Genomic DNA, 26009 nt, shown 5'->3' on the forward strand with positions numbered 1-26009 from the left:
AAAAGGAGGAACGAGAATCATGGGGTATGAAGCAGGCCAATACGATGTGATTGTGATTGGCGCCGGGCATGCCGGTGTTGAGGCTGCCCTCGCATCAGCACGTCAAGGCGCCAAAACACTTGTCTTGACCATCAACCTAGATATGGTTGCATTTATGCCATGTAATCCGTCTGTCGGCGGCCCCGCAAAAGGGATTGTCGTCCGCGAAATTGACGCGCTCGGCGGAGAAATGGGCAGAAACATCGATAAAACGCATATACAAATGAGAATGCTGAATACTGGAAAAGGTCCTGCCGTCCGTGCATTGCGTGCGCAAGCAGACAAATTCCAATATCAGCACGAAATGAAAAATACACTTGAAAAAGAACCAAACTTAACAATGCTGCAAGGAATTGTGGAGCGGCTGATCGTTGAAGACGGCGAATGCCGCGGTGTCATTACACAAACAGGCGCGCATTATCGTGCGAAAGCGGTTGTCATGACGACAGGGACATATTTAAGAGGACGAATCATTCTTGGAGATCTGTCTTACTCAAGCGGTCCAAATAACCAGCAGCCTTCTATTAAGCTTTCTGAGCATTTGGAGGAACTGGGCTTTGAACTTGTTCGTTTTAAAACAGGTACGCCGCCTCGCGTGAAAAGCGACACGATTGATTACAGCAAAACGGAAATTCAGCCTGGTGACGATGTGCCTCGCGCTTTCTCATATGAAACAGTGGAATATATTACAGATCAGCTTCCTTGCTGGCTGACATATACAAGCCCTGAAACACATGAGATTATCGACGGCAACCTGCACCGTTCACCGATGTATTCCGGCATGATCAAAGGCACGGGCCCTAGATATTGCCCGTCCATTGAAGATAAAGTTGTCCGTTTTAATGATAAACCGCGTCACCAAATCTTCCTTGAGCCGGAAGGCAGAAATACACAGGAAGTCTATGTCCAAGGTTTATCTACAAGTCTTCCAGAAGATGTACAGCAAAGAATGCTTGCAACGATTCCGGGTCTTGAAAACGTGCAAATGATGAGAGCCGGCTATGCGATTGAGTATGATGCGATCGTACCGACACAGCTATGGCCGACACTTGAAACGAAAAAAATCACAAACCTTTATACTGCTGGCCAAATTAACGGAACATCCGGTTATGAAGAAGCTGCGGGACAAGGAATTATGGCGGGGATCAATGCAGGGCGAAAAGCGCTTGGAGAAGAAGAAGTGATTCTGAGCCGTTCTGACGCCTACATTGGTGTTCTGATTGATGACCTTGTCACGAAGGGAACAAACGAACCATACCGTCTTCTCACATCACGTGCTGAATACAGATTGCTTCTTCGCCATGACAATGCTGATTTGCGCCTGACAGAAATCGGACATCGCATTGGATTGATTTCTGATGAGCGCTATGCAGCTTTTGAACAGAAAAAAGCGGCGATCGAAGCGGAGAAAAAACGTCTGTATTCTGTGATTATCAAGCCGTCTCCGGAAAATCAAGAATATATCCGTTCTCTTGGCGGAAGCGAATTGAAAGATGGGGTTCGCGGCACAGACTTGATGAAACGTCCTGAAATGAACTATGAAACAGTCACAAAACTGGCGCCGCCAGAAGTGCCGGTTCCGCAAGACGTGGCAGAACAAGTAGAAATCCAAGTGAAATATGAAGGATATATTGAAAAATCTCTTCAGCAAGTGGAAAAACTGAAGAAGATGGAAAATAAGAAAATTCCGGATCGAATTGATTATGACGCAATTAAAGGGATCGCGACTGAGGCGCGTCAAAAGCTGAAAGATGTACGGCCTCTGTCTGTTGCCCAAGCTTCCCGCATTTCCGGTGTAAATCCAGCGGACATTTCAATTCTATTGGTGTATTTAGAGCAGGGACGCATTGCGAAGATAGCCGAATAGAAAGGATGACGGCATGAATATTGAAGAATTCACTTCTGGTTTGGCGGAAAAAGGGATATCCCTTTCTCCCCGCCAGCTGGAGCAATTTGAGCTGTATTACGACATGTTGGTTGAATGGAACGAAAAAATTAATCTGACTTCCATTACAGAGAAAAAAGAAGTGTATCTTAAGCATTTTTATGATTCCATTACAGCCGCTTTTTATGTCGACTTCAACCAAGTGAACACGATTTGTGATGTTGGAGCGGGAGCGGGTTTTCCGAGTCTTCCGATTAAAATATGCTTTCCGCACCTCCATGTCACAATCGTGGATTCACTAAACAAACGGATTACGTTTTTAGAAAAGTTGTCTGAAGCTTTGCAAATGGAGAATACGACATTCTGCCATGACAGAGCTGAAACATTCGGACAGCGGAAAGATGTCCGGGAAAGCTATGATATTGTGACGGCGCGAGCAGTTGCGAGACTATCTGTTTTAAGCGAACTTTGCCTGCCTCTGGTGAAGAAAAACGGTTTATTTGTTGCTTTAAAAGCCGCATCAGCAGAAGAAGAACTGAATGCCGGCAAAAAAGCGATCACGACGCTTGGAGGAGAACTTGAGCATACCCATTCCTTTAAGCTGCCTATTGAAGAAAGCGATCGTAACATTATGGTGATACGCAAGAAAAAAAGTACGCCTAAGAAGTATCCAAGAAAACCGGGAACTCCTAATAAATCGCCAATTGAAGGGTAATTTAGACAGCCTGATGTGACAATACCATCATATTCCTCAAAATTGATGGATGTACAGCAGGAAAAACCATGAGAAAATAGAATTATAAAAATGGCAGTTTTTAAAGGTGGTGTAGGTACATGAAGCATTCATTCTCTCGTTTCTTCGGGCTTGGTGAGAAGGAACAGGAGCCGGAGATTGCTGAACATGAGACAAACAAAGAAGAGATTCTGGAAATACCGGTAAATGCTATCGTTCCCAACCGTTTTCAGCCACGCACCATTTTCTCAGATGAAAAAATCAAAGAGTTAGCAATGACCATTCATACACACGGCATTATTCAGCCGATTGTTGTCAGGCATACAGAAGAAGAAGGCCAATACGAACTCATTGCAGGTGAAAGACGCTGGAGAGCGGTTCAATCGCTCGAGTGGGAAAATATTCCGGCTATAATTAAGGATTTTTCCGACACGGAAACCGCTTCTGTGGCGTTAATTGAAAACTTGCAGCGGGAAGAACTGTCTTCTATTGAGGAAGCGCATGCCTATGCTAGGCTTCTTGAGCTTCATGATTTAACACAGGAAGCACTCGCGCAGCGTTTAGGAAAAGGACAGTCAACAATTGCGAATAAGCTGCGGTTATTAAAGCTGCCTCAGCCGGTCCAAGACGCGATCATGGAGAAGAAAATCACTGAGCGTCATGCCAGAGCGCTGATTCCGCTGAAACAGCCTGAGCTCCAAGTCACACTGCTCACAGAGATTATTGAGAAAAGTTTAAATGTAAAACAGACGGAAGACCGCGTGGTGAAAATGCTGGAGCAAGGCCAGAGAAAACCAAAGCCTAGACGCAAAGCGTTCAGCAGAGACACAAGAATTGCAATGAACACGATTCGCCAGTCACTAACAATGGTTGAAGACAGCGGTGTAAAATTGAATACAGAAGAAGAAGAATTTGAAGAATATATTCAATTAACGATCCGCATACCGAAATAAAGCTCTCCTGAAAATTAGGGGAGCTTTATTTTTGTAGTAAAAGGAAATCAATTACTTTTACTTGTTATTGTTATATTAGAATTCTATTTTTAAGTTTGTGGATACATCCTTCCGTATCCTGTGGGAAAATTACTGCGTACCCCAAACAATATAGTGTAATGGCATGCCGAGGAGCATGCAGACGAAAACTGACTTTTTTTGAACACTTTTCCGATTTTTTTTCGCAAGGATTCGAGTTTGATCGGTCCGGGATCGATCTGGCCAGAAACTCTCACTTTCCCCAGTACAAAAGGAACGATATCGTAATATGAGAAACATGCTCATCAGCGTAACGGGTACATCTTTGTTTGTAGACCAGATTCTCTTTTGTACGGAAACTTCTTCTTTTTTCTCTTAAAAACTCCTTTTTTGAGTCAAAAAAACATGAAAATAACAGAATTTATAAGAGAAAGGATTAGACACGCTTTAATTTTCAATTATTTCCTTTCTTAATCGGAACAAAATGATGAAAAAAATGAAACGCTTTAATCTTTTTTTGATAGAATAGAAGCAAGATAGTACATGTTCATGTGAAAGTAGGTGACATCGTGGGAAAAATCATAGCAATTACGAACCAAAAAGGCGGAGTCGGAAAAACAACGACGTCTGTCAACCTTGGGGCATGCTTAGCTTACATAGGGAAAAGGGTTCTGCTGGTAGATATTGATCCGCAGGGAAATGCAACAAGCGGATTAGGGATTGAAAAAGCCGATGTAGAGCAGTGTGTGTACGATATTTTAGTAGACGATGCAGATGTAATAGATATAATTAAAGCAACGACAGTGGAGAACCTGGACGTGATTCCTGCGACAATACAGCTTGCAGGAGCTGAAATCGAGCTGGTTCCGACGATTTCAAGAGAAGTGAGACTGAAGAGGGCGCTTGAAGCAGTAAAGCAGAATTATGATTACATTATCATTGACTGTCCGCCTTCATTGGGGCTGTTGACGATTAACGCGCTTACTGCCTCAGATTCTGTAGTGATTCCTGTACAGTGCGAATATTACGCGTTGGAGGGGCTCAGCCAGTTATTAAATACAGTACGTCTTGTGCAAAAGCATTTGAATACGGATTTAATGATTGAAGGTGTACTGCTGACAATGCTTGATGCCCGGACGAATCTCGGCATCCAAGTGATTGAAGAGGTTAAGAAGTATTTTAGAGATAAAGTATATAAGACGGTTATTCCGCGTAATGTCCGTCTGAGCGAAGCGCCGAGTCACGGAAAACCCATCATTTTATACGATCCGCGGTCAAGAGGTGCGGAAGTATATTTAGATTTAGCAAAGGAAGTGGCTGCGAATGGCTAAAGGCCTTGGAAAAGGGATTAATGCGTTGTTCAATCAGGTCGATTTGTCGAATGAGACAGTTGAAGATATTAAAGTTGCCGATTTACGCCCTAATCCTTATCAGCCAAGAAAACACTTTGATGACGAGGCATTAGCTGAACTAAAAGAATCTGTGCAGCAGCATGGCATTCTTCAGCCGCTTATCGTCAGAAAATCTTTAAAAGGCTATGATATTGTTGCGGGTGAACGGCGTTTTCGAGCGGCAAAGCTTGCGGGTTTAGACACGGTTCCGGCCATTGTTCGTGAATTATCAGAGGCATTAATGAGAGAAATTGCTTTATTGGAAAACCTTCAGCGTGAAGATTTATCGCCGCTTGAAGAGGCCCAGGCCTACGATTCTTTGCTGAAACACTTAGATCTCACGCAAGAACAGCTTGCTAAACGTCTTGGGAAAAGCAGACCGCATATTGCGAATCATTTAAGATTGCTGACACTTCCAGAAAACGTTCAACATCTTATTGCTGAAGGTACGCTTTCGATGGGACATGGACGCACGCTTCTTGGCTTGAAAAACAAAAGTAAGCTTGAACCGCTTGTACAAAAAGTCATTGCGGAGCAGCTCAATGTTCGACAGCTAGAACAGCTGATTCAGCAGTTAAATCAGAATGTTTCACGTGAAACAAAGAAAAAAGAGCCTGTGAAAGACGCGGTTCTGAAAGAACGGGAATCCTATCTGCAAAATTATTTTGGAACAACGGTCAATATTAAACGACAAAAGAAAAAAGGAAGAATTGAGATTGAATTTTTCTCAAATGAAGATCTTGATCGGATTTTAGAGCTTTTGTCTGAAAGAGAATCGTAAATACAGAAACCATCTTTCAAAAGAAGATGGTTTTTTGAATTATATGCGCCCGGTGATCCTTTGGAGCGGGCTAAGGCGTTCGTGCCTCCACCCTGTCCGATCAGTTGCACTCAATCCTTCAGCAAGAACATTTGCCATATTCATGACCAAGTGCAGCCTTGTATTTTGTAAAACAAAGTATTCCATAAAACCACTCACATTTACAATTCCGTTAATATGAAGATCTCCCACTTCAGGAAGGTCCTTTTGCACACCGGCTCCCGGCTTTAATGGCCCCTCTCCGATTTGAAACGAACCTACACTTTTAACGCGTCCTAAGCATGCATCGACTGCTATAATGAATGGGTTTTTATGTATTTTTTGAATGTCTTGAATTTTATCCTTCATATTCACAGCGTGGACAGGGTCAGATAAAGTGCCATAGACATGAAATCTAGTGAGCTGCATTTGTTTGAGTTTCATTCCTACGAGCGGGCCTAATGAATCGCCGGTTGAACGGTCTGTTCCGATACAAACCACGATAATGGGTTTGCCGGCAGCTTTCCGCAAGGATGAAGAAAGGATGGTTTGGATCTGTTTTACTGCGGCTGCATCCGTGTGTGAAACATATTGCTTTACTCGTTCCTGAGAGGAAAAAAGCCCGCCTTTTCGATTCATAGATTTCACTTCCTTGTTATAGTAGGTAGCAAAGTGGCTGTGGTGTGTGTTTAGATATGTAAGGTTGTTTACAGTATATCCAGCAGTACGATCTTTTATGCTTCGTGTATAGAGCCGGATATTTTTTATTCATAGAGGGCGTCATTAGCGGGTTAATGATAAGTATTGTGCCCAAATGTCTCGATACGATCAAGCTAGGGTTTGCTTACAAAACATTTGATCATATATGGAAGTGTATACCAGTTATCTAAATGGCGACGAATTGAAAGGTTCCGGTATCAGAAGTGATATTTATTATCCTTCAATCGGTGGGAAAGGGTTTCTGGATGGCGATGTATACATGAGAGAAAGGGAAGAATGAGGTTTCTTTCTAAATATCTTATTTTAGACTGCCTGCATTGGCAGTTTTTTTATGTGTATTTAGGATGATAATTTCCTGATGTATATGAAAATATGGCATGTTTGCTTTCAGATACTTATATAGTAACAATAGCGGGAACAAGCCCAACTCTGTGCTATGAGGTGATGATGTTGTGGAGAGCCGGAATGAAGTGGATGCTGCTCATATTAGGGAGCCTGATCGGGGCCGGATATGCGAGCGGTCAGGAGATATGGCAGTTTTTTGGAGTGGAAAGCGGACTTGCTATTGTGCTGTTTACAATCATGTTCATGTTCTCATCTTATATTGTGATGAAAATTAGTTTTAAGGTAAAATCCACTCATTTTTTGCCGGTTCTGGAGCATTTGATGGGACCGTGGCTGGCGAAAATTTATGATGTCCTCATCGTTTTTTATTTGTTTTCGACGACTATGGTGATGATTGCCGGAGGCGGTGTGACCCTGCAAATGTACAAGCTTCCTTTCTGGTGGGGAATCGCGCTGATTTGTATCGTGACTGTGTGTTTGTTTTTCTGGGATGTGAAAGGGATATTATCAGTAAATGGCATTATCATTCCTGTATTAGTTGCGGGTTTGCTGTATGCGCTGATCTCCTTTCAGAGCACCCATCACCATACATGGACAATTGATTTGACTAGGCAGTATAACTGGCCTGCAAGCATTACGTTCACCTCTTTAAACATTCTTTCTGTTGTCGCGATTTTATCCTCCGTGGGAAAAGAAATGAAAGGTCTCGGTGAAGCGAAAATCGCCAGTGTGGCAAGCGGTCTTGTTTTTGGCGTGATCTCATTTGTCTATAATGAGACGTTAGTGGAGCTGGCGGGCTCCCTTTCTCAGTTTGAAATCCCATTGTTTGCCGTCTTGGAGGATTTTCCTTATCTCCTTTTTTTATGTATGACAGCGGTTCTGTGCCTAGCGATTTATACAACGACGGTAGCGGGTTTGCTTGGGCTGTCAAGCCGGCTGATGGCGTTTGTTCATATGCCGAGATGGATGATTGTGTTCATTCTATTAGCGTTGATGGTGCCTTTTACTTCTTTTGGGTTTTCTGAATTGATCGCATTCTTGTATCCAATATACGGGATGCTAAATTTGTACTTGTTAGTTTGTCTGTGGTTATATCCTATTTTAAGTAAATGGAAATAAGAGGATTTATTTCTTTTCGGGTATCTTAATTGCTCTTATGATCAGTTTTTTTGTACAATAGATACAGCAGTTTATGAAAAGAGGTGAAGGGTCTTGGCGGATAAAGACTTTGGCCTAAATGATATCGTAGAAATGAAAAAACCGCATCCATGCGGAGCGAACAGCTGGAAAATTATACGCATGGGGATGGATATCCGAATTAAGTGTGAGGGATGCTCTCACAGTGTGATGATTCCGAGAAGAGAATTTGAAAGAAAACTTAAAAAAGTACTAGTCAAGCATGAGGAGCCTACTTCATAAAAAGGCCGGCACTCATGCTTTTTCATATACAAGGTAAGGAGAAGACGGCGATGGGCAAAGTGCATCAGTCAGCTTGTCCGCTGAATTGCTGGGACAGCTGCGGCTTTTTGGTGACTGTTGATGAGGGAAAAGTAACAAAAGTGGACGGGGATCCGAACCATCCGATTACGGAAGGCAAGATCTGCGGACGCGGCAGAATGCTTGAGACAAAAACAAATTCGCCTGAGCGGATTCGCTATCCGATGAAAAAACAAAATGGCGAGTTTGTGCGGATTTCCTGGGAGCAGGCGCTTGATGAAATTGCCGATAAGCTTCGGGAGATCAAAGAAACGTCAGAAACGACTGCTGTTTTGCACAGCCATGATTATGCGAATAACGGTTTGTTAAAAGCGCTAGATCAACGTTTTTTTAATGGATATGGCGGCGTGACTGAAATCGTCGGAAGCATATGCTGGGGCTCCGGTATCGAGGCGCAAAGCTGGGATTTCGGCCGGTCGTACGGACACGGCCCGCTTGATATTTACAACAGCAAGCATGTTGTTGTGTGGGGAAGAAATGTATCCAGAACAAATATGCACTTATACCATCACTTGCAGCAGGTGAAGAAAAAGGGAGCCACAATTACGGTGATTGATCCGATCTTCAACCCGACTGCCAAACTTGCAGACCGCTATATCTCTGTCAAGCCGGGAATGGATGGCTGGCTTGCGGCAGCTGTTTTAAAGGTTCTGATAGAGACGGGAAGAACCGATGAGACGTTTATTTCTGAGCACTCTGTCGGTTTTGATGATGTGAAAGAGCTTTTAGACACTGTTTCTTTAGAGGAGTTTATTGTGAAAACAGAAACTTCTATGGAGGAGCTGGAGTATTTGGCTGGTTTGTATGCAGATGGCCCGGTTTCTACCTTTATGGGGCTCGGTATGCAGCGATATAAAAACGGCGGCGAAACGATTCGTTGGATTGATGCACTTGCAGCGGCAAGCGGAAATGTCGGAATCAAAGGCGGGGGCGCGAATTTCGGGAATGTCCAGATCGGTGAAAGCTTTGCGAAAACGAAGCTGACGCTGCCGGAATTAAAAACAGCATCACGTTCGTTTTCAATGATGACGCAGGCTGAAGAGGTGCTGACGGCTGTTGATCCTGCGATTGAGATGATGATTGTGACGTGCGGGAATCCGCTGACTCAGGTGCCAAATACCAATAAAGTAAGGCAAGCCTTTGAAAACGTACCGATGACGGTGGCGATTGATTCGATTATGACGGATACGGCAAAGCTATGTGACTATGTTTTGCCGACTGCCACTGTTTTTGAAGAAGAGGATATCTATTATTCCAGTATGTATCATCATTACGTTCAGTACGGGAAGAAGCTTGTGGAGCCGCAGGGGGAAACGAAATCGGACAGTTGGATCTGGACAAAGCTTGCAGAACGTCTTGGGTTTGGCGAGTTGTTTGACCACAGCACTGAAGAATTTTTGGAGATGGGGCTTTCTTCATTGGAAGCAGAGGGTGTGACGCTTGAGCGATTGAAAGAAAAAGGGCATCTCCCTCTTCCAGTCAAGCAGGTTCCGTGGGATGATTATCAGTTTTTGACACCGAGCGGAAAATTTGAATTTACTTCGTCGTTAGCTGAAGAAAAAGGATTTAGCGGTTTGCTTCAATTAAACGTACCTGAAGAGTCTGTTTTCCATAATGAACAGTTAGCTGGCAAGTATCCTTACACGCTGCTGTCCATTCATCCGCAACGCTCTAATCACTCTCAGCATGTGCCGTTTATCGAAAAGCTTCAGCACATTCAGGTCGATATTTCTCCAGATATAGCGGCTGAGCAGAATCTTCAGGACGGAGATGCGGTTGCCATCTTTAATGACCGCGGTCGCTTGAAGGGCAAGGTGAAGGTGATGAAGCAGGCTCACCCGAAGACGATTAACATAGATGAAGGCATGTGGGCGGCTTTTGGAGGTTCAGTCAATACCCTGACAAACGATACAAATTCCGATAATGGAATGGGAAGTACGCTTTTTGACTGTTTGGTGGGCTTGAAAAAAGCATAATCAATGGGATCAACAGGCTGAAAATGCTTTTTTGTCAGCTTGTCTTTTCCAGTGAACCTCCTTATAATTGCTCTAGGTTCAAAATACGTTTATTCAATGACGGTTTTATATAGAGGAGATGAAAGAATGGCTTTAACAGCTGGAATTGTCGGTTTGCCGAACGTCGGGAAATCAACATTATTTAACGCAATTACACAGGCCGGTGCCGAATCAGCCAACTACCCGTTCTGTACGATTGATCCGAACGTGGGAATTGTAGAAGTACCGGATGATCGTCTGCAAAAGCTGACTGAGCTGGTCAACCCGAAGAAGACTGTGCCGACTGCTTTTGAATTCACTGATATTGCAGGGATTGTAAAAGGCGCGTCTAAAGGAGAAGGACTCGGTAACAAATTCCTTTCTCATATTCGCCAGGTTGACGCGATTTGCCACGTTGTCCGTGCTTTTTCTGATGACAACATTACACACGTTTCCGGGAAAGTTGATCCGATTGATGACATTGAAACGATCAACCTTGAGCTGATCCTCGCTGATATGGAAACAGTTGAAAAGCGGATAACACGCGTCAGCAAACTTGCAAAGCAAAAAGATAAAGACGCTGTATTCGAGTTTGAGATTCTGTCTAAACTGAAAGAAGCGTTTGAGAATGAAAAGCCTGCTCGTTCTGTTGAGTTTACTGAAGAGCAGCAAAGGCTTGTAAAGCAGCTTCATTTACTGACTTCGAAGCCTATTTTGTATGTGGCGAACGTAAGCGAGGAGGAAGTGGCTGACCCGTCTGGCAATGAAAATGTAGCGAAGATTCGTGAGTACGCTGCCGGCGAAAACGCGGAAGTTATCGTCGTATGTGCGAAAATCGAATCTGAAATCGCCGAGCTCGAAGGTGAAGAAAAGCAAATGTTCCTTGAAGAGCTTGGCATTGAAGAATCAGGTCTTGATCAGCTGATCAAAGCGTCTTATTCCCTTCTAGGCCTTGCAACATATTTCACAGCCGGTGAACAGGAAGTCAGAGCTTGGACATTCAAAAGAGGCATGAAAGCCCCTGAGTGTGCAGGCGTTATTCATAGTGACTTTGAGCGCGGCTTCATTCGTGCTGAAACGGTTGCCTATGAGGATCTTCTTGCGGGCGGCGGTATGGCAGGAGCCAAAGAAGCAGGGAAAGTCCGTCTCGAAGGAAAAGAATATGTGGTCCAAGACGGAGATGTTATTCATTTCCGATTTAATGTATAGGATGCAGTTGTAAAGGGACAAGAGCTTTGGTATAATATAAAATTGTGAGTAATAGAATTATTGCTCCTTGCCCATTATGGGCCGCTTAGTCCAAAAGGAGGTGCAAACAGATGAGAAAGTACGAAGTTATGTACATTATCCGACCAAACATTGACGATGAGTCTAAAAAAGCAGTTATCGAGCGTTTCAACAACGTTCTGACTTCTAATGGTGCGGAGATCACTGGAACAAAGGATTGGGGTAAACGTCGTCTTGCTTACGAAATCAACGATTTCCGCGACGGTTTCTACCAAATCTTAAACGTTCAAGCTGATGCTGCGGCAGTTCAAGAATTTGACCGTCTAGCTAAGATCAGTGACGATATCATTCGCCACATTGTTGTTAAAGAAGAAGAATAAGCAATTTTGAAATATATAATGGTAAAAGGTGGTCTTTCTTATGCTTAACCGAGTTGTATTAGTCGGAAGACTGACAAAAGACCCAGAGCTTCGTTATACGCCAAACGGTGCGGCTGTTGCCACGTTTACTCTTGCTGTGAATCGTACATTTACGAACCAGTCCGGAGAACGTGAGGCCGATTTCATTAATTGTGTCACTTGGAGAAGACAAGCCGAAAACGTTGCGAACTTCCTGAAAAAAGGAAGCCTTGCAGGCGTAGATGGCCGTTTACAAACAAGAAACTATGAAAACCAGCAAGGACAGCGTGTCTTCGTGACCGAGGTCCAAGCTGAAAGTGTTCAGTTTCTTGAGCCGAAAAGCGGCGGCGGTTCTGGTTCAGGTGGATACAACGAAGGAAACAGCGGCGGAGGCCAGTACTTTGGCGGAGGCCAAAATGATAATCCATTCGGGGGAAATCAGAACAACCAGAGACGCAATCAGGGGAACAGTTTTAATGACGACCCATTCGCCAACGACGGCAAACCGATTGACATCTCGGATGATGATCTTCCATTCTAATGAGAATATCACTTAAATTGACAAAGAAAGGAGGGAAATGACAATGGCAGGAGGACGCAGAGGCGGTCGTGCGAAACGCCGTAAAGTGTGTTATTTCACTTCTAACGGTATCACGCACATCGACTACAAAGATGTAGATCTTCTTAAAAAGTTTGTTTCTGAGCGCGGTAAAATTTTACCACGTCGTGTAACTGGAACAAACGCTAAATACCAACGTAAATTGACTGCAGCCATCAAACGCGCTCGTCAAATGGCTTTACTTCCGTACGTAAGCGGTGAGTAAGCTGATACGTAAAGAGCAAGAACCTTCGGGTTCTTGCTCTTTTTTATAGGGGGATGAAACATGAAGCTGATTGCTTGGAATGTAAACGGCCTGCGGGCTGTGATGAGAAAGATGGATTTCCTCTCTTATCTGAAAGAAGAGGATGCAGATATTATATGTCTTCAGGAAACAAAGATACAGGACGGCCAGGTCGATCTTCAGCCTGAAGGCTATCATGTGTATTGGAATTATGCAGTGAAAAAAGGGTATTCTGGCACGGCTGTTTTTTCAAGACGAGAGCCGCTGCGGGTTATGTACGGGATCGGAATAGAAGAGCACGATCAAGAAGGCAGAGTGATTACGCTGGAATTTGAAAATATGTTTGTGGTGACTGTTTACACGCCCAATTCTAAAAGGGGCTTGGAGCGGATTGATTATCGCATGCAGTGGGAAGAGGCTTTATTATCTTATATTCTTGAATTGGATCAGAAAAAACCTGTCATTTTATGTGGTGATTTGAATGTAGCTCATCAGGAGATCGATTTGAAAAACCCAAAAGCGAACCGGAATAACGCTGGGTTTTCTGATCAAGAAAGAGAGGCATTCACCCGTTTCTTAGAAGCTGGATTTATAGACTCATTCCGCCACGTCTATCCTGATCTTGAAGGTGCTTATTCCTGGTGGTCGTATCGTGCCGGCGCCCGAGACAGAAATATCGGATGGCGTCTCGATTATGTTGTGGTTTCCGAAAGGCTTAGGGAGCAGATTGAGGATGCCAGCATATCAGCGGACGTCATGGGTTCCGACCATTGTCCTGTTGAACTTACGATTAATATATGACGAGATAGCAGTAAGGAATTTTACACTTACTGCTTTTTTATATAAAAAGGAAGAAAGAGATTGCAAGACTGGTTGTATTGAATCAACACCCATATGTTTCTGAGAAAAGAGAAAACTTGTTCACCAAGTCATAAAGGATTTAGATTACATACCAAATGACCCGTAATCGATTTGATTTCGCGGGAAAACCTATACTATCGGTGTGATTCTTCCTTATAGCGATTATCCCTGCTTTGGTAAAATCGTAAACGGAATCACCAAGTCGGCCTATCAGCATGAGATGCAACGGCCCTCCTCCCCACCAATTATAACTCCGCTATTGCATTCAACTATTTAGAGCTATGAAGAACGAAGAAAATAGACGGATTATCATGACATCCGCGCCAATGACTGGGACAGCATTAGCGCTTATCAGGCGTATGGGCCGATCATCGCATGTGAGGATACCGGAGACATTGATGTCCCATGTGCGTACAATGACAGAAAAGCTGCGTATGCCGAGAGCGCTCGCTATCTAAAGAGCCGGGGACATGAGAATATCGCTTTTACGTGCGTCAGAGAAGCCGACAGGAGTCCGAGCACGGCGGCCTATAAAGCCGTCCGCGTAAGGTTGGACGACCGTCATATGCTGTCTGGATGCAATGATATGAATGACGGTGAGCGGGCAGTGATGAACCCGGGAGTGACGATCGGCGATAACGCGGTGATTGCATCAGGATCTTTTGTCACTAAGGATGTACCTGCTCATACGGTTGTAGGAGGAAATCCTGCGAGGGTGTTGAAGGAATTGTAGTGAGATCAGTGCGGCAGGTCCGCACTGACTTTTTTAAATTTGTTTTGCATTCGTATTAGGGCCGAAGCAGATTAACAGCACGGAGCATGCGAGCCAGCAGCCGCCAATAAATAAAAAGACGCTGACATAGCCGAGCTGAACGGCGATAAACCCGACGAGCAGTGAGCCAAAGATGTTTGAAAAGCGGCCGAGGCCATAGGCTAAACCGCTGCCTGACGAGCGGTATTCAGTCGGATAAGGTTCTGACGTATAGGCGTATAAGTTCGAGGTGAAAACCCGTTCCGTGATATTCACGATAAAACCAAACACAATGATCATGATTGGAATAAAAGTCATGCCATATAAGAGGCCGGCGATGGCTGTCAAAAAGGCGCTGGCGGCTAAAATCCATTTTCTTTGAAATGTTTCAGAAATCATCGAACCGAGCAGTGCGCCAAGCGGAGCGCCGACGGAGTGCAGCACGTTATACCACAATGTATTTTCCATGGTGACACCATTGCTTTTTAAGAGGCTTGGAACCCATGACGCAAATCCGTAAAATCCAAACGTTTCAAAAATCCATACAGCAGATAAAACGATGGTGATTTTGAGGTTTCTTCCTTTCAATAACCCTGCGTAACCCGCATGCTTCTGGACGGTACTGTTTGCTTTAGGCTGAGCTGGTGCCGGAAGCGGGCCCTTCTCTTGTTCAACCTGAGCCTCAATTCTGTTGAGGATCGCATCGGCTTTCGCGTATTCACCGCGGTTTTCGTGCCAGCGAGGTGATTCTTCGAGTTGTCGGATAAAGAAAAAATAAATAAGGCCAACGGCACCCCATACAAATACAAGCCTCCATCCCCATGAACCGAGCGGAATGACAAAGGCAGACACAATATTGGTGATCGGAACGCCGACTAGTCCAATCATGGCACAGAAAGAAATATATTTCCCGCGGACACTGGAAGGAAAAAACTCCGCCAAATAGCTATTGGTAATGACCATGGCCGCTGCGACACCAAATCCGGTGAGAAAACGGAATGCCATTAAAGACGGGATGTCCCATGCCGCGGCATTGAATAGCGATGCGATGGAGAAAACGAAGACAAATAGATGTAAGGCTTTTTTGCGGCCGATTCGATCGGACAGCCTTCCCCCCAATGCTGCGCCTAAAAACATGCCTAAAAACGAGGCCGCCGTTATATTGGCAATGGTTGAAAGCGGGACGCGCCAATGCTCAATCAGTGCCGGCGCCACATTGCTGAGGGTAAATAAATCTGCAAGATCGAAGAAATAAACAATGCCGAGAGCGGTTAATACTTGAAAGTGAACGCGAGAAATCGGCAGGCGGTCTAAACGATTCGCTGCGTTTGAGAAAGGGTGTGTATTCTTCTGTTTGAAGATTGGATTCATTTAAAACCCTCCTTGTTAGTAATAAGAAAAGGTGGAACACTGCCTCTTGGGAATCATTATAAGTAGCTTGATTCATTGGCGACAGAGTTCAAATCACTAGATGAAAGAACTAAATTCGCACTCTTTATTAACATTTAGCTTAAAAGATTTCCAAAACAGTAGATTTGAAGACCAATTTATGCAAATATATAGGAATATTCTCATTGAAAGGAAGAGACGCAGAAGGAATGAATTCATTTATCCGTCCATTAGAAGGAAACAATACGTTGTGGAGATATTTTTTCGCCTTTTTGGTGATGGTAGGTTTATATGTATTCGGGAATATTGCTTACCTTTTCGCTATACTGTTTACGGTTATTGTGAATCCTGATATCACATTTGATTTGGATGAAGCTGTGCTGAGTGATCCACTGGTCGATCTTTATTTGGCTCATGTCATTTATTTATTTGCGATTCCGGGAGTATGGCTGGCTGTGCGCTTTATTCTGAAACGGCCATTTCGATCGGTCATTACGCCAAACGCTAGGATCAATTGGCGGAGAATTTCCTTTGGCTTTATTGCCTATTTCTTGTTGATGATCGCCGTACAATTGATTGATTATATGATTCATCCCGGCAGTTATTCCATGCAGGATGTTGATGCTTCACGGTTTATCTGGTTGTTAGTGGCGGCTCTCATTTTGGTTCCGATTCAGACATCAGCTGAGGAACTATTTTTCAGAGGCTTTTTGCTTCAAGCTTTTGGCAGAGTGACGAAAAATCCTCTTATCTTGATATTGATTGTCGGAGGCTTGTTTGGCGTACTGCATTTTGCGAATCCAGAAATGAACAATGGCGCTGTCTGGGCAGGAATTGAGTATTTAACATTTGGTTTTGTGTGGACTTATTACACGATTAAAACAGGCAGTATTGAAATATCACTTGGCGCCCATGCCGCGAATAATATGTTTTTGTGTATGTTTATCACAGAAAAAAACAGTGTGTATGGAGGCATCCCTTCTTTGTTTACCGTTACGCGGGGGGACCCAATGTGGGAGGCTTTATTTACGATAGCGGTCAACCTTGTGTTTGCAGGAATCGCGATATGGTACCATAAGAAATCACAAAGTAAGCAGCAAGGGTCTTAATCCCTGCTGCTTATTAATGTTTGAATGGCTTCTTTGATATTTGTTGTCGGCTGCTGGCAGGCGAAGTTTTCACAAATATACACGGTTGTTTGACCATCTATGATGCGATAATCTGCCGCGAATGGCGCGATGTCTTTGCATTGGTCAGGGTGTTCTGCCACCAGAATAGAGTCGTTGGGTTTAAAGGCTTTTTGAAGCGCAGTGATCAATTGTTTTCTGTCTGGATCGTCTGCGCTGCCAAAAATAACGATTTCCTTTTTAGGCATCACATGCTTTAACACGCTTTGCATAAAGAAAGCATGGCCGCTCGGATACGCGTCGATATCCGGCTTGAACACGGAAAACATCGTTTCTGCTTTTTCAATAAGTGATAAGTCGCCTGTGACTTGTCCAAGACGCAGCAGCTGAACGGCCGCCACACTGTTTCCGGAAGGCACGGCGCCGTCATATACTTCTTTTTCCCAGACAATTAAGGCTTCTGCATCGTGTCCGGTGAAATAGAATCCGCCATGCTCCTCATCCCAAAATAAGCCGATCATGTCGTCTGTCAGTTTCTTTGCTTTTTCTAAATAAGAAAGATCAAACGAGGCTTCATAGAGGTCCAGGTAAGCCCATAGGAGAAATGCGTAATCGTCGATAAAGCCTTTGTTTTTCACTTCTCCCTCTCGATACCGGACCATCACACGGCCGTCGATGATTAACTTGTTTTCAATAAAAGTAATGGCGTTCTCCGCTAATCTGAGATACTTCGGTTCCTGATAAACCTTTGCCGCTTTGGCGAGACCCGCGATCATCAGCGCGTTCCATGAGGTCAGCACCTTATCATCGACATGCGGATAGGTTCTTTCTTCTCGTGTCTTCAAGAGCTGCCGTCTTGCATCCTCAAGCTTGAGGATGAGCTCTTCCTCGCTTAACCCGGCATCCGCTTTGATTTGTTCCCGCTTTGAGTGAATGAGGTTCGGAATATTTTTGCCTTCAAAGTTCCCCTCTTCAGTGATGTCATACACTTGGCAATACAGTGTTCCGAGTTCGTCTCCGAGCGTAGTCAGAATCTCTTCCTTTGACCACACATAGTACTTTCCTTCTTCTCCTTCTGTATCCGCGTCTAAAGCGGAGAAAAAGCTTCCGTCTTCATGGGTCATTTCCCGCTGAATGAAGGTGATGATTTGCTCGCAAATCTCTTTATAGCGCTTATTTTGTGTTACCTGATAGGCTTCTGTATAAGCAGTCAGCAGCAGCGCATTGTCGTACAGCATCTTTTCAAAATGGGGAACGAGCCACTCGTCATCGGTCGAATAGCGGGCAAAACCATAGCCGATATGATCATAAATGCCGCCATTCGCCATGCTGTCCAGTGTTTTGGTGACATTATATAAGGCATTCTCCTGCCCCGTATTGTGGTCATAACGAAGCAAATACATGAGCATATGAGGCATCGGAAATTTCGGTGCCTGTCCAAAACCGCCGTAGATCGTATCAAACCCGCTGGCAAGCTGCTGGAATGTCCGGTGAATCGCTGATTCGCTAAGACCTTCGCCCGATTTTGCCGCCGTTTTGGTCTGCAAATGTTTAGCAGCGTTCTCCGCAATATCCTCGACATGCTCGCGATCGTTCGCAAACGTCTCAGACAGATGCTCAAGCACATCTACAAAACCGGGACGATTGAATTTACTCGTCTTTGGAAAGTATGTACCCGCATAAAACGGCTTCTGATCAGGCGTGATAAACACATTCAGCGGCCAGCCGCCCTGCCCGGTCATCAACTGGCAGATTCTCATATAAACAGAATCCACATCCGGCCGCTCTTCCCGATCGACTTTAATCGCCACAAACCGTTCATTGATCAGGCGCGCGATTTCCTCGTCCTCGAAGCTCTCGTGGGCCATCACATGGCACCAATGACATGTTGAATAGCCGATGCTAACCAGAACCGGCTTGTTTTCGCGTTTCGCCTTTTCAAAGGCTTCTTCTCCCCAGGGGTACCAGTCTACTGGGTTATGGGCGTGTTGAAGCAGGTATGGGGACTTCTCGTCGATTAAACGATTGGGTTTGTTGTTGGTTGGCAAGGGATCACCTTCTTTCTTCATTTTTGGACGTTGATAAATGGATTCTTAATACTAACTTATCACAATCAGGTGAAAAAATTCTCATAAGGTTACTTTAAAATAAACATTGTTGATTTTAGGTTCAGTTGAACTTATCATTATGATATAGGTGATGTATGTTTACAGAAATGGAAATAAAATATTTTGTTGGGTTATTGTATGTTTAAATTATCAATACTAAGGAATATGTAAGGGAGATCTTTATACAGGAGGTGTTCGCCTTACTTGGTAAGGCAAACGATTGACAACCCTTAATCTTATTATCTTTGCCATTTTAATTGTATTAACCGCATTTTTTGTTGCAACTGAATTTGCGATTGTGAAAATTAGAACGTCGAAAGTCGATCAACTCATATTAGAGGGCAAAAAAGGTGCTGTGTCAGCAAAGAAAGTTGTGACTCATTTGGACGAATATTTGTCGGCTTGTCAGCTGGGAATCACTGTGACAGCATTAGGAATTGGCTGGGTTGGAGAGTCGACTTTTGAAGTGATTCTGCACCCCTTATTTTCTTATTTTCATGTAAGTGAACCCGTCTCACATGTATTGATTTTGATCATTGCTTTTGTCATGGCGACTTTTTTGCATGTAGTGGTGGGTGAGCTTGCTCCCAAAACACTCGCGATTCAAAAAGCTGAAGCCATCACTCTTTTAACAGCAAAGCCCATCATCTGGTTTTACCGCATCCTGTATCCTTTTATCTGGTTTTTAAATGGTTCAGCCCGGTTTATCGTCGGACTCTTTGGGTTAAAACCTGCGTCAGAACATGAGCTTGCCCACTCTGAAGAGGAACTGCGCATTTTACTGTCTGAAAGCTATAAGAGCGGTGAAATCAATAAGAACGAGTTAAAGTATGTCAATAACATATTTGAATTTGATGAAAGAATCGCAAAGGAAATCATGATTCCAAGAAGGGAAATAGTCGCGATTTCTATCGAGGATTCTTATGAATCTGTTGTTAAGACGGTTAAGACAGAGAGCTATACAAGATATCCGGTTTTAAATGGAGATAAAGATACGATTATTGGTTTTATCAATGCCAAGGAATTTTTGTCAGCTTATATTGATACGGACCAGAAAACCAAGGATCATTTCAAATTAGAACATCATATCAACCCTGTGATCCATGTGATTGAATCGGTTCCGATCCATGACTTATTAGTGAAAATGCAAAGAGAGCGAACTCATATCGCTATTCTAGTGGATGAATATGGCGGTACTTCAGGATTGGTGACTGTTGAAGACATTCTTGAAGAAATAGTAGGCGACATCAGAGATGAATTTGATGAACATGAAGTGCCTGATATTAGAAAAATCAATGATGATCATTATATTTTAGATTCAAAAGTGTTGATTGAAGATGTCAATAAACTATTGGAAACCGCGTTAGCGAGTGCAGATGTCGATACCATAGGCGGCTGGTTTATGACTCAAAATATTGATGCCGAACTTGGTTCTGAAATAGAAGCTGAAGGATATGTGTTTAAAGTCCACAAAATAGACGGCCGGCATATTCATTATGTAGAGGTAAAGCCAAAATGACGCTGACTGTTTGTTGTCAGCCACTCAAAGCCTGTGATGATTTAGCTATTCATCCAGGCTTTTTATATGGCATCCATGACGGGCTAGAATAACCGATGGATTGAATAGTGTCTATATTTCAGTGAATTTATTCAATTAGGAGAGATAAGTATGCTATATCTGATTGGCGGTTCTTCAAGGAGCGGGAAGACAACTACAGCGAAGAGAATGTTAGCACAAACAAAAATCCCTTATTTCTCGTTAGACTATTTAATGATGGGAATTGCGAAGGGAGTTCCAGAAATGGAGGTTCATCCAACTGATGGCGATTTTGAAAATGGAGAGCGACTCTGGAACATCATTCATCCTTTGATGACAGCCATGGTTGAAAACAAAATAGATTACATAATAGAAGGTGTGCAATTCATTCCTAGTCACGTAGCAAAGTTTGAGCAGTGTTATTCAGGAAGTGTTAAGGCCTGTTTTATAGGAATAGCAGAAATAGACATAGAACATAACATAGATAAAATCAAATTTTATTCCAGTGTGACAGAGAATGACGGATTGAGAAATCTAGATCATGCTCAGATCAAATCAGAATTAGAGCGGATGAAAACAGATAGTATCCGGATAAAAGAGGAATGCCAAAAGTACAATCTTCAATACTTTGAAAGCTCCTTCCATTTTAATGAAACGATAGAAACAATAATAGATTATTTTGTTTACAAATAATATATGTAGATATACAACTTATCACCAAAAGCAAGCCGAAAACCGATGCTGACGAGAACCGGCTAGTTTTCGCATTTCGTTTTTAAGAAGGAAGTTCACACACGTTGTGAGGGTAGTGAGCACAGAGACTTTTTGACGAGGTTACTGAATGTGTTAACATGTTATTTTATAAAGATGAGAGATGAGGAGGTGCCCCTATGAAGTTAGATGAATTTTCTATTGGACAGGTTTTTCAAACGAAATCATTTCAATTCACAAAAGAGAATGTCATGAATTTTGCAGAAGAATATGACCCGCAATACATGCATGTAAATGAAGAGAAAGCGAAAATGGGGAGATTTAATGGAATCATTGCGTCTGGCATACAAACGTTAGCCGTGACGTTTAAGCTCTGGATTGAAGAAGGGTGTCATGAGGACGATATTATCGCTGGAACAGGAATGAATCATATAAAATTCCTAGCGCCCGTCTATCCCGATGATACGCTGAACACCATCGTTAAGGTTATTGATAAAAAACCAAATAAAAGTCAAACGGGAATACTTACTGTATTGTTATCTACCTATAATCAAAAAGAGGAAAAAGTGTTTGAAGGTGAGTTATCCGTATTAATGAAACGGTAACATAAGATACAAACAGGAACTGATGATAGGTTCCTGCATCAATATGGTGAAAAACATTAAGACTTCTTTGGCTTTGTCAAATCGAAACTATGTTGCACCATATCCTCAAGAGCCTCTTGTGAGAGGTTGCCATCTAAAATCACTGTATTCCAATGGTCTTTATTCATATGATAGCCGGGCTTTACCTCTTTAAAAATACTGCGCAGGAAATTGGCACGCTCAGGTTCGCACTTAAGGTTAACGCATAGATGGCCATCAAGATGAAAGATAAGCGCAAGCCATTTTTTATTCCCTTTGTGACGCAATACTGTCCACCCTTCACCAAAAGGATAGTCTTTATAGGTATCTGGATATGACAGGCAATAATTGATGATTTCCTCGTGATTCATAAACCGCCACCTCCATCTTCGAAAAAAACCAATGTTTCATTTTCATGATATCACAATGTAATGAATGGATAGGTGATATTGTGGATTTAAAGAAAGCTTAAAGGAGATCAAAATCATCTAATCTCCTTTACCATCAACCATTTTTTGTGCAATTAGCTGAAAATCCTTTTCACTGATCTCAAAATGCCCAAATCGAAATGAGCAGCCCCAACGCTTCTCGTCCTTTATAAAAGATAGGTAGGGGAGTAATGGGCGAATGGGTATTTCTGTGGAATGAATGAAATGTATATGTCTTCGAAAAGGCTGAAAATCATTTTCCATATCAAATTGAAAAATACGATGATCTACTACTTTGCCTAAAGCCGTAAATGTTTGACATGGCGTATTTTCCTTAAGATTGACCTTTGGAGAATAATAAATGATCCAATCACCTTTATTCATCCTTTTTAAGGGGGCTTTTTTGCCATGGCAAAGTTGTGCAAACCCGCCTTGGATTGCTTTCATGACGTGATCTCGCGAAGCCACTCCCACCCAGTATCTTTTATGTTGCACAGAGTCAGCATCCACAATCATCAGATGTGCTATTGTCTTGATTTGTATGGGTGACAGGGAAGTTCATTTCTTTCCATGCTGCAATCCCTCCGGTCAACTCTTTCACTTTATATCCGTGTTCTAATAAAATTGTTGCAACTTTTGCAGCTGTATTGCACCAGACATCCCAACAATAAACAATGATTTCCTTTTCTTTTGGTATTTCATTTAATCGAGATTGCAGTTCTTGTTCGGGAATAATGTGAGCATCTTTTATTGTTACACTCCTTACATGAGTCGGACCGTTTCGAACATCGAGTAAGAAGTATTTCTCTGGATTCATTTGCTTTGCTTTCAAATAATCCATAGGGCTTATCGTGGTTTCAAGGCGTGCAGTAAAATAATCGAGAGCTTGCATATTGTAAAATCTCCTGTTTTTTAAAAAGATTTCCAAATTTTAAACAGAAACTCTTTAAGTAATTGTCTTTCTTGTTGATGTAACGGAGCTAATACCTCTAATTCCGTATTCATTAAAAATTCCCAACGTGAATCCAATACATCGCTACCTTTGTCCGTAATTTTAAGGCTATAAGATCTTCTATCATTGGGATTCTTTGTTCTCTCAACAAATCCTAAAGCTTCCAAATGATCGATATGGCTCACCATCGTAGTCCGGTCGATTTGCAGGCTTTCAGAAATATCTTTTTGAGATGAGTAAGGGTTTTCTTTGATAAATAAAAGAACCCCGTATTGTCTTGCGTTGATTTCATATGGTCTAAGCCCTTCAGCAAATATACTTTCCATGCGCTGAAGAACTTTTCCGAGTAGAAACCCATAGGATTGATTCCATTTTTCCAATTCTTTCACCTCTGAATATAATCAGTTTAGTATATAATCAGCATAACTGATTAATTTCCGGAAAACAAGGTTTAAGTTTTATTTTTGAGAAAGTGTGTCTAACATGATTGATTCCATTCATAAAGCATTTTTTTACAAGCAGCTATTTTAACAGTTAAAGCACCAATGGCAAGTTCACTTCACAGAGGTAGTAGCCTATGTGGGTGTAGGTGTAAGTATTGGAGATTTCATCTAATCTGTTTACTTTATTTGGCATGGGATTACCTTCTTTCCTCTCTTTTATAAGGTAACATTTTAGTTTATCACATTTAAAAAAGTAATTCATAAAAACAAAGACTTTGCAGCTTTTAACTTAAATCTTAGTTTAGAGAGACGAGAATGTTATTTTTATAGAATAATAAATGATGAATTAAAGATATCTAAGTGGTATTATGTTTAGATAGTACTTTTTGTTTAAAAATATAAAATCAATTTTGCAAAAAAACCTGGATTTTTCATGTGACTTATAAGATAATAATACATGTAATAATAAGGAGGTGTTGCTATGCACCCTATTGCCATTGATCTTTTTTGTGGAGCAGGTGGTATGAGTGAGGGCATTCTTCAAGCTGGATTTCATATAGTATTCTCCTCTGATATAAGTGAAGATGTTGAAAAAACATACACTTTCAGACATGAGCAACTAGGATTGATTCAAGGTGATAACACTTATTTCCAGAGAGCTGATATAAGAAATTTAACATCAGAAGAGATATTATCTTCAATAAGAAATTTAAGAATGTTTAAGGATAAAGATAATGTACCACAGATAGATGCAATTTTCGGTGGTCCACCATGTCAAGGGTTTAGTAGAGCAGGACTTCGTAAAAAAGATGATCCTAGAAATATGTTATTTAGAGAGTATTTAAGAATTGTAAAAGACATAAACCCTAGATACGTTATTATGGAAAATGTTGAAGGATTTATGGATACTAAAATGGATGGCTATATAGGCATTACAGGTGAAACATATGAAGATGGAAGTTTAATGCCTGAAATTTTGATAAATGAATTTAATAAAATTGGTTATTTAACCTTAGAACCAAGGCTGTTAGATGCTTCAAATTACGGTGTGCCCCAAAGAAGAAAAAGGGCAATATTTATAGCATATTTGGCAGGAGAAGAAGTGCCAGCCTACCCAGAACCTATAACACTAAATGAAGATGAAAAAATATCAGTTGATGCGGCAATAAGTGATTTAATTATTGATAGTGTGAAGAAAGAAAAGTACTTTAATGATTACTCTGAGTACCAACTTTCTTCAATTAACGGAAGAACAAAATCAGTTGCAGGTACTCCTATTCATTCAAACAGGAATCTTTATAATCATGATTTATCAAACCACAATGTACTTATTAAGGAAAGATTTTCCCTGTTTCGAGAAGGTGAAAGCTCTTCAATGTTAAAAAAACGAATTAGAGAAGAAGGAATAAATTTAACTGAATATCCATCTCTATTAAAAGATTGTGTTAACAAACTTCAAGAAGAGTATGGACCTGAACAAGTTATTTCCCTTTTTAATAGGCCACCTGTTGATGAAGAATTGATTAACGCATTGCTGACTAAAAAGAATAATAGATATAGATATAAGAAAGATAGTGTTTCTCCTACAGTTGTTACACTGCCTGATGATTATTTAACACCTTATGAGAACAGAATTCCTACTGTGAGAGAAATGGCAAGATTACAATCATTTGATGATAGTTTTATCTTTTTAGGTAAGAGAACAACTGGAGGGCAACGTAGAAAAGTAGAAGTACCTCAGTACACACAAGTTGGAAATGCTGTCCCCCCGTTGTTAGCAAAAGCAATTGGTACTAAAATAATTCAAGCTATTAAAGCATCAAAAGAAAAACGGCTAAAAGTTGGGACTGACCCCCGCTTTTTAGACAGGGATCAAAACACCATTTAAACAGCCAATTATCGATAGTTTATCTTATCGATTGGTTTTTTCGTTTCGTTTGAATACGAATATTGTTACAATAATGAATTTATTCTATGACAGTGTGTTCTACTATGGTAGTTCGATCAATGCTGTTAAGATAGAACGTTTCAGACTTTAGTGAGGAATGAAACGATTGAATGGAGGCATTATCAGTGGGCGTTCCTTTGCAGGATATGCTCATGGTAATGCCTTTTGTTTTAACAGCTTTCTGATACTCATAAGATGTATCACAGAACCTTGATCACTATGTAACACGTAGGTTCTCCAAGCGGTGTTGACAGCTGATCAAGACTGTTTCTGCCTCACAAGTTGTAATG

The 26009-nt window shown here is 42.0% G+C and carries 25 protein-coding genes and 3 pseudogenes; 20 read left to right on the forward strand and 8 right to left on the reverse strand.

The annotated features are described in order from the left end of the window. Window positions 1-19 precede the first annotated feature (19 nt). The 5 genes from mnmG to spo0J all read left to right on the forward strand — a co-directional run bounded on the left by mnmG (window position 20) and on the right by spo0J (window position 5800). Window positions 20-1906, forward strand: a complete 1887-nt coding sequence (gene mnmG / locus BV11031_RS18990; protein WP_129550836.1) for a tRNA uridine-5-carboxymethylaminomethyl(34) synthesis enzyme MnmG — start codon at window positions 20-22, stop codon at window positions 1904-1906. Window positions 1907-1919: 13 nt separating this feature from the next. After that, window positions 1920-2639, forward strand: a complete 720-nt coding sequence (rsmG, locus tag BV11031_RS18995) for a 16S rRNA (guanine(527)-N(7))-methyltransferase RsmG (RefSeq protein WP_039074869.1) — start codon at window positions 1920-1922, stop codon at window positions 2637-2639. A 119-nt stretch (window positions 2640-2758) separates the two neighbouring features. Further along, on the forward strand, window positions 2759-3610 hold the full coding sequence (gene noc / locus BV11031_RS19000) for a nucleoid occlusion protein (RefSeq protein WP_121641653.1): 852 nt from the start codon (window positions 2759-2761) through the stop codon (window positions 3608-3610). A gap of 587 nt (window positions 3611-4197) precedes the next feature. Then, window positions 4198-4959 (forward strand): sporulation initiation inhibitor protein Soj, encoded by a 762-nt coding sequence (gene soj / locus BV11031_RS19010; protein WP_003219244.1) that lies wholly within the window; start codon window positions 4198-4200, stop codon window positions 4957-4959. Next, window positions 4952-5800, forward strand: a complete 849-nt coding sequence (gene spo0J / locus BV11031_RS19015) for a stage 0 sporulation protein Spo0J (RefSeq protein WP_129550837.1) — start codon at window positions 4952-4954, stop codon at window positions 5798-5800. The genes soj and spo0J overlap by 8 nt, the downstream gene beginning before the upstream one ends. Before the next feature lie 39 nt (window positions 5801-5839). On the opposite strand, the gene yyaC is transcribed toward spo0J, so the two are convergent. Continuing rightward, window positions 5840-6457 carry a spore protease YyaC gene (gene yyaC / locus BV11031_RS19020; RefSeq protein ID WP_039074872.1) on the reverse strand — a complete coding sequence of 206 codons (618 nt, stop codon included), beginning with the start codon at window positions 6455-6457 and terminating at the stop codon, window positions 5840-5842. A 528-nt stretch (window positions 6458-6985) separates the two neighbouring features. Here yyaC and BV11031_RS19025 point away from each other — a divergent pair. The 10 genes and pseudogenes from BV11031_RS19025 to BV11031_RS22790 form a co-directional block, all read left to right on the forward strand. Continuing rightward, entirely contained in the window at window positions 6986-8002 is a 1017-nt protein-coding gene (locus BV11031_RS19025) for a YkvI family membrane protein (RefSeq protein WP_129550838.1), read from the forward strand. Window positions 8003-8095: 93 nt separating this feature from the next. Next, on the forward strand, window positions 8096-8302 hold the full coding sequence (locus BV11031_RS19030; RefSeq protein ID WP_003226838.1) for a DUF951 domain-containing protein: 207 nt from the start codon (window positions 8096-8098) through the stop codon (window positions 8300-8302). 50 nt (window positions 8303-8352) lie between these two features. After that, window positions 8353-10356 carry a molybdopterin-dependent oxidoreductase gene (locus BV11031_RS19035; RefSeq protein WP_129550839.1) on the forward strand — a complete coding sequence of 668 codons (2004 nt, stop codon included), beginning with the start codon at window positions 8353-8355 and terminating at the stop codon, window positions 10354-10356. A gap of 126 nt (window positions 10357-10482) precedes the next feature. After that, window positions 10483-11583, forward strand: a complete 1101-nt coding sequence (gene ychF, locus BV11031_RS19040) for a redox-regulated ATPase YchF (RefSeq protein WP_129550840.1) — start codon at window positions 10483-10485, stop codon at window positions 11581-11583. A gap of 110 nt (window positions 11584-11693) precedes the next feature. After that, window positions 11694-11981 carry a 30S ribosomal protein S6 gene (gene rpsF, locus BV11031_RS19045; protein WP_014115888.1) on the forward strand — a complete coding sequence of 96 codons (288 nt, stop codon included), beginning with the start codon at window positions 11694-11696 and terminating at the stop codon, window positions 11979-11981. A gap of 40 nt (window positions 11982-12021) precedes the next feature. Further along, a complete protein-coding gene (gene ssbA / locus BV11031_RS19050) occupies window positions 12022-12540 on the forward strand; it encodes a single-stranded DNA-binding protein SsbA (RefSeq protein WP_010332657.1) in 519 nt (172 codons plus the stop codon). Between the two features lie 43 nt (window positions 12541-12583). Further along, window positions 12584-12823, forward strand: a complete 240-nt coding sequence (gene rpsR / locus BV11031_RS19055) for a 30S ribosomal protein S18 (protein ID WP_003219224.1) — start codon at window positions 12584-12586, stop codon at window positions 12821-12823. 60 nt (window positions 12824-12883) lie between these two features. Further along, complete coding sequence (gene xth, locus BV11031_RS19060; RefSeq protein ID WP_129550841.1) at window positions 12884-13642, forward strand: exodeoxyribonuclease III; 759 nt, start codon at window positions 12884-12886, stop codon at window positions 13640-13642. Between the two features lie 202 nt (window positions 13643-13844). After that, window positions 13845-14300 (forward strand): annotated as a pseudogene (locus tag BV11031_RS22785) (type 1 periplasmic-binding domain-containing protein); the annotation flags it as partial. Continuing rightward, a pseudogene (locus BV11031_RS22790) lies at window positions 14298-14435 on the forward strand (acetyltransferase); the annotation flags it as partial. The pseudogenes BV11031_RS22785 and BV11031_RS22790, both read left to right, overlap by 3 nt. Before the next feature lie 33 nt (window positions 14436-14468). On the opposite strand, the gene BV11031_RS19075 reads toward BV11031_RS22790, so the two are convergent. After that, a complete protein-coding gene (locus BV11031_RS19075) occupies window positions 14469-15824 on the reverse strand; it encodes an MFS transporter (RefSeq protein WP_129550843.1) in 1356 nt (451 codons plus the stop codon). A gap of 227 nt (window positions 15825-16051) precedes the next feature. Here BV11031_RS19075 and BV11031_RS19080 point away from each other — a divergent pair, with 227 nt between their 5' ends. Next, window positions 16052-16951, forward strand: a complete 900-nt coding sequence (locus tag BV11031_RS19080) for a CPBP family intramembrane glutamic endopeptidase (protein ID WP_129551027.1) — start codon at window positions 16052-16054, stop codon at window positions 16949-16951. Here BV11031_RS19080 and BV11031_RS19085 read toward each other — a convergent pair. Next, on the reverse strand, window positions 16948-19017 hold the full coding sequence (locus BV11031_RS19085; protein WP_129550844.1) for a thioredoxin domain-containing protein: 2070 nt from the start codon (window positions 19015-19017) through the stop codon (window positions 16948-16950). The genes BV11031_RS19080 and BV11031_RS19085 overlap by 4 nt on opposite strands. Before the next feature lie 280 nt (window positions 19018-19297). On the opposite strand from BV11031_RS19085, the gene BV11031_RS19090 reads away from it, so the two are divergent. The 3 genes from BV11031_RS19090 (at window position 19298) to BV11031_RS19100 (ending at window position 21930) form a co-directional block, all read left to right on the forward strand. Next, window positions 19298-20596: a hemolysin family protein gene (locus BV11031_RS19090; RefSeq protein ID WP_129550845.1), complete on the forward strand. Its 1299-nt coding sequence runs from the start codon at window positions 19298-19300 to the stop codon at window positions 20594-20596. Window positions 20597-20746: 150 nt separating this feature from the next. Next, on the forward strand, window positions 20747-21307 hold the full coding sequence (locus tag BV11031_RS19095) for a P-loop nucleotide/nucleoside kinase family protein (RefSeq protein ID WP_129550846.1): 561 nt from the start codon (window positions 20747-20749) through the stop codon (window positions 21305-21307). Between the two features lie 197 nt (window positions 21308-21504). Beyond that, window positions 21505-21930, forward strand: coding sequence for a MaoC family dehydratase (locus BV11031_RS19100; protein WP_121641639.1), 426 nt, complete (start codon window positions 21505-21507; stop codon window positions 21928-21930). Between the two features lie 56 nt (window positions 21931-21986). On the opposite strand, the gene BV11031_RS19105 is transcribed toward BV11031_RS19100, so the two are convergent. The 4 genes from BV11031_RS19105 to BV11031_RS19120 all read right to left on the reverse strand — a co-directional run bounded on the left by BV11031_RS19105 (window position 21987) and on the right by BV11031_RS19120 (window position 23717). Further along, window positions 21987-22319, reverse strand: coding sequence for an MmcQ/YjbR family DNA-binding protein (locus BV11031_RS19105; RefSeq protein WP_121641638.1), 333 nt, complete (start codon window positions 22317-22319; stop codon window positions 21987-21989). A 117-nt stretch (window positions 22320-22436) separates the two neighbouring features. After that, window positions 22437-22871, reverse strand: a complete 435-nt coding sequence (locus BV11031_RS19110; RefSeq protein WP_121641637.1) for an EVE domain-containing protein — start codon at window positions 22869-22871, stop codon at window positions 22437-22439. A 4-nt stretch (window positions 22872-22875) separates the two neighbouring features. After that, window positions 22876-23268, reverse strand: coding sequence for a rhodanese-like domain-containing protein (locus BV11031_RS19115; protein ID WP_129550847.1), 393 nt, complete (start codon window positions 23266-23268; stop codon window positions 22876-22878). A 20-nt stretch (window positions 23269-23288) separates the two neighbouring features. Continuing rightward, complete coding sequence (locus BV11031_RS19120; protein ID WP_231559186.1) at window positions 23289-23717, reverse strand: MarR family winged helix-turn-helix transcriptional regulator; 429 nt, start codon at window positions 23715-23717, stop codon at window positions 23289-23291. A 535-nt stretch (window positions 23718-24252) separates the two neighbouring features. Between BV11031_RS19120 and BV11031_RS19125 the strand changes: the two genes are divergently transcribed. Next, window positions 24253-25659, forward strand: coding sequence for a DNA cytosine methyltransferase (locus BV11031_RS19125; protein WP_129550848.1), 1407 nt, complete (start codon window positions 24253-24255; stop codon window positions 25657-25659). An 82-nt stretch (window positions 25660-25741) separates the two neighbouring features. Here BV11031_RS19125 and BV11031_RS23060 read toward each other — a convergent pair. Continuing rightward, window positions 25742-25947 (reverse strand): annotated as a pseudogene (locus BV11031_RS23060) (IS3 family transposase); the annotation flags it as partial. Between the last annotated feature and the right edge of the window lie 62 nt (window positions 25948-26009).

This window comes from Bacillus vallismortis (genome assembly GCF_004116955.1).
GTDB classification, from domain to species: domain Bacteria; phylum Bacillota; class Bacilli; order Bacillales; family Bacillaceae; genus Bacillus; species Bacillus vallismortis.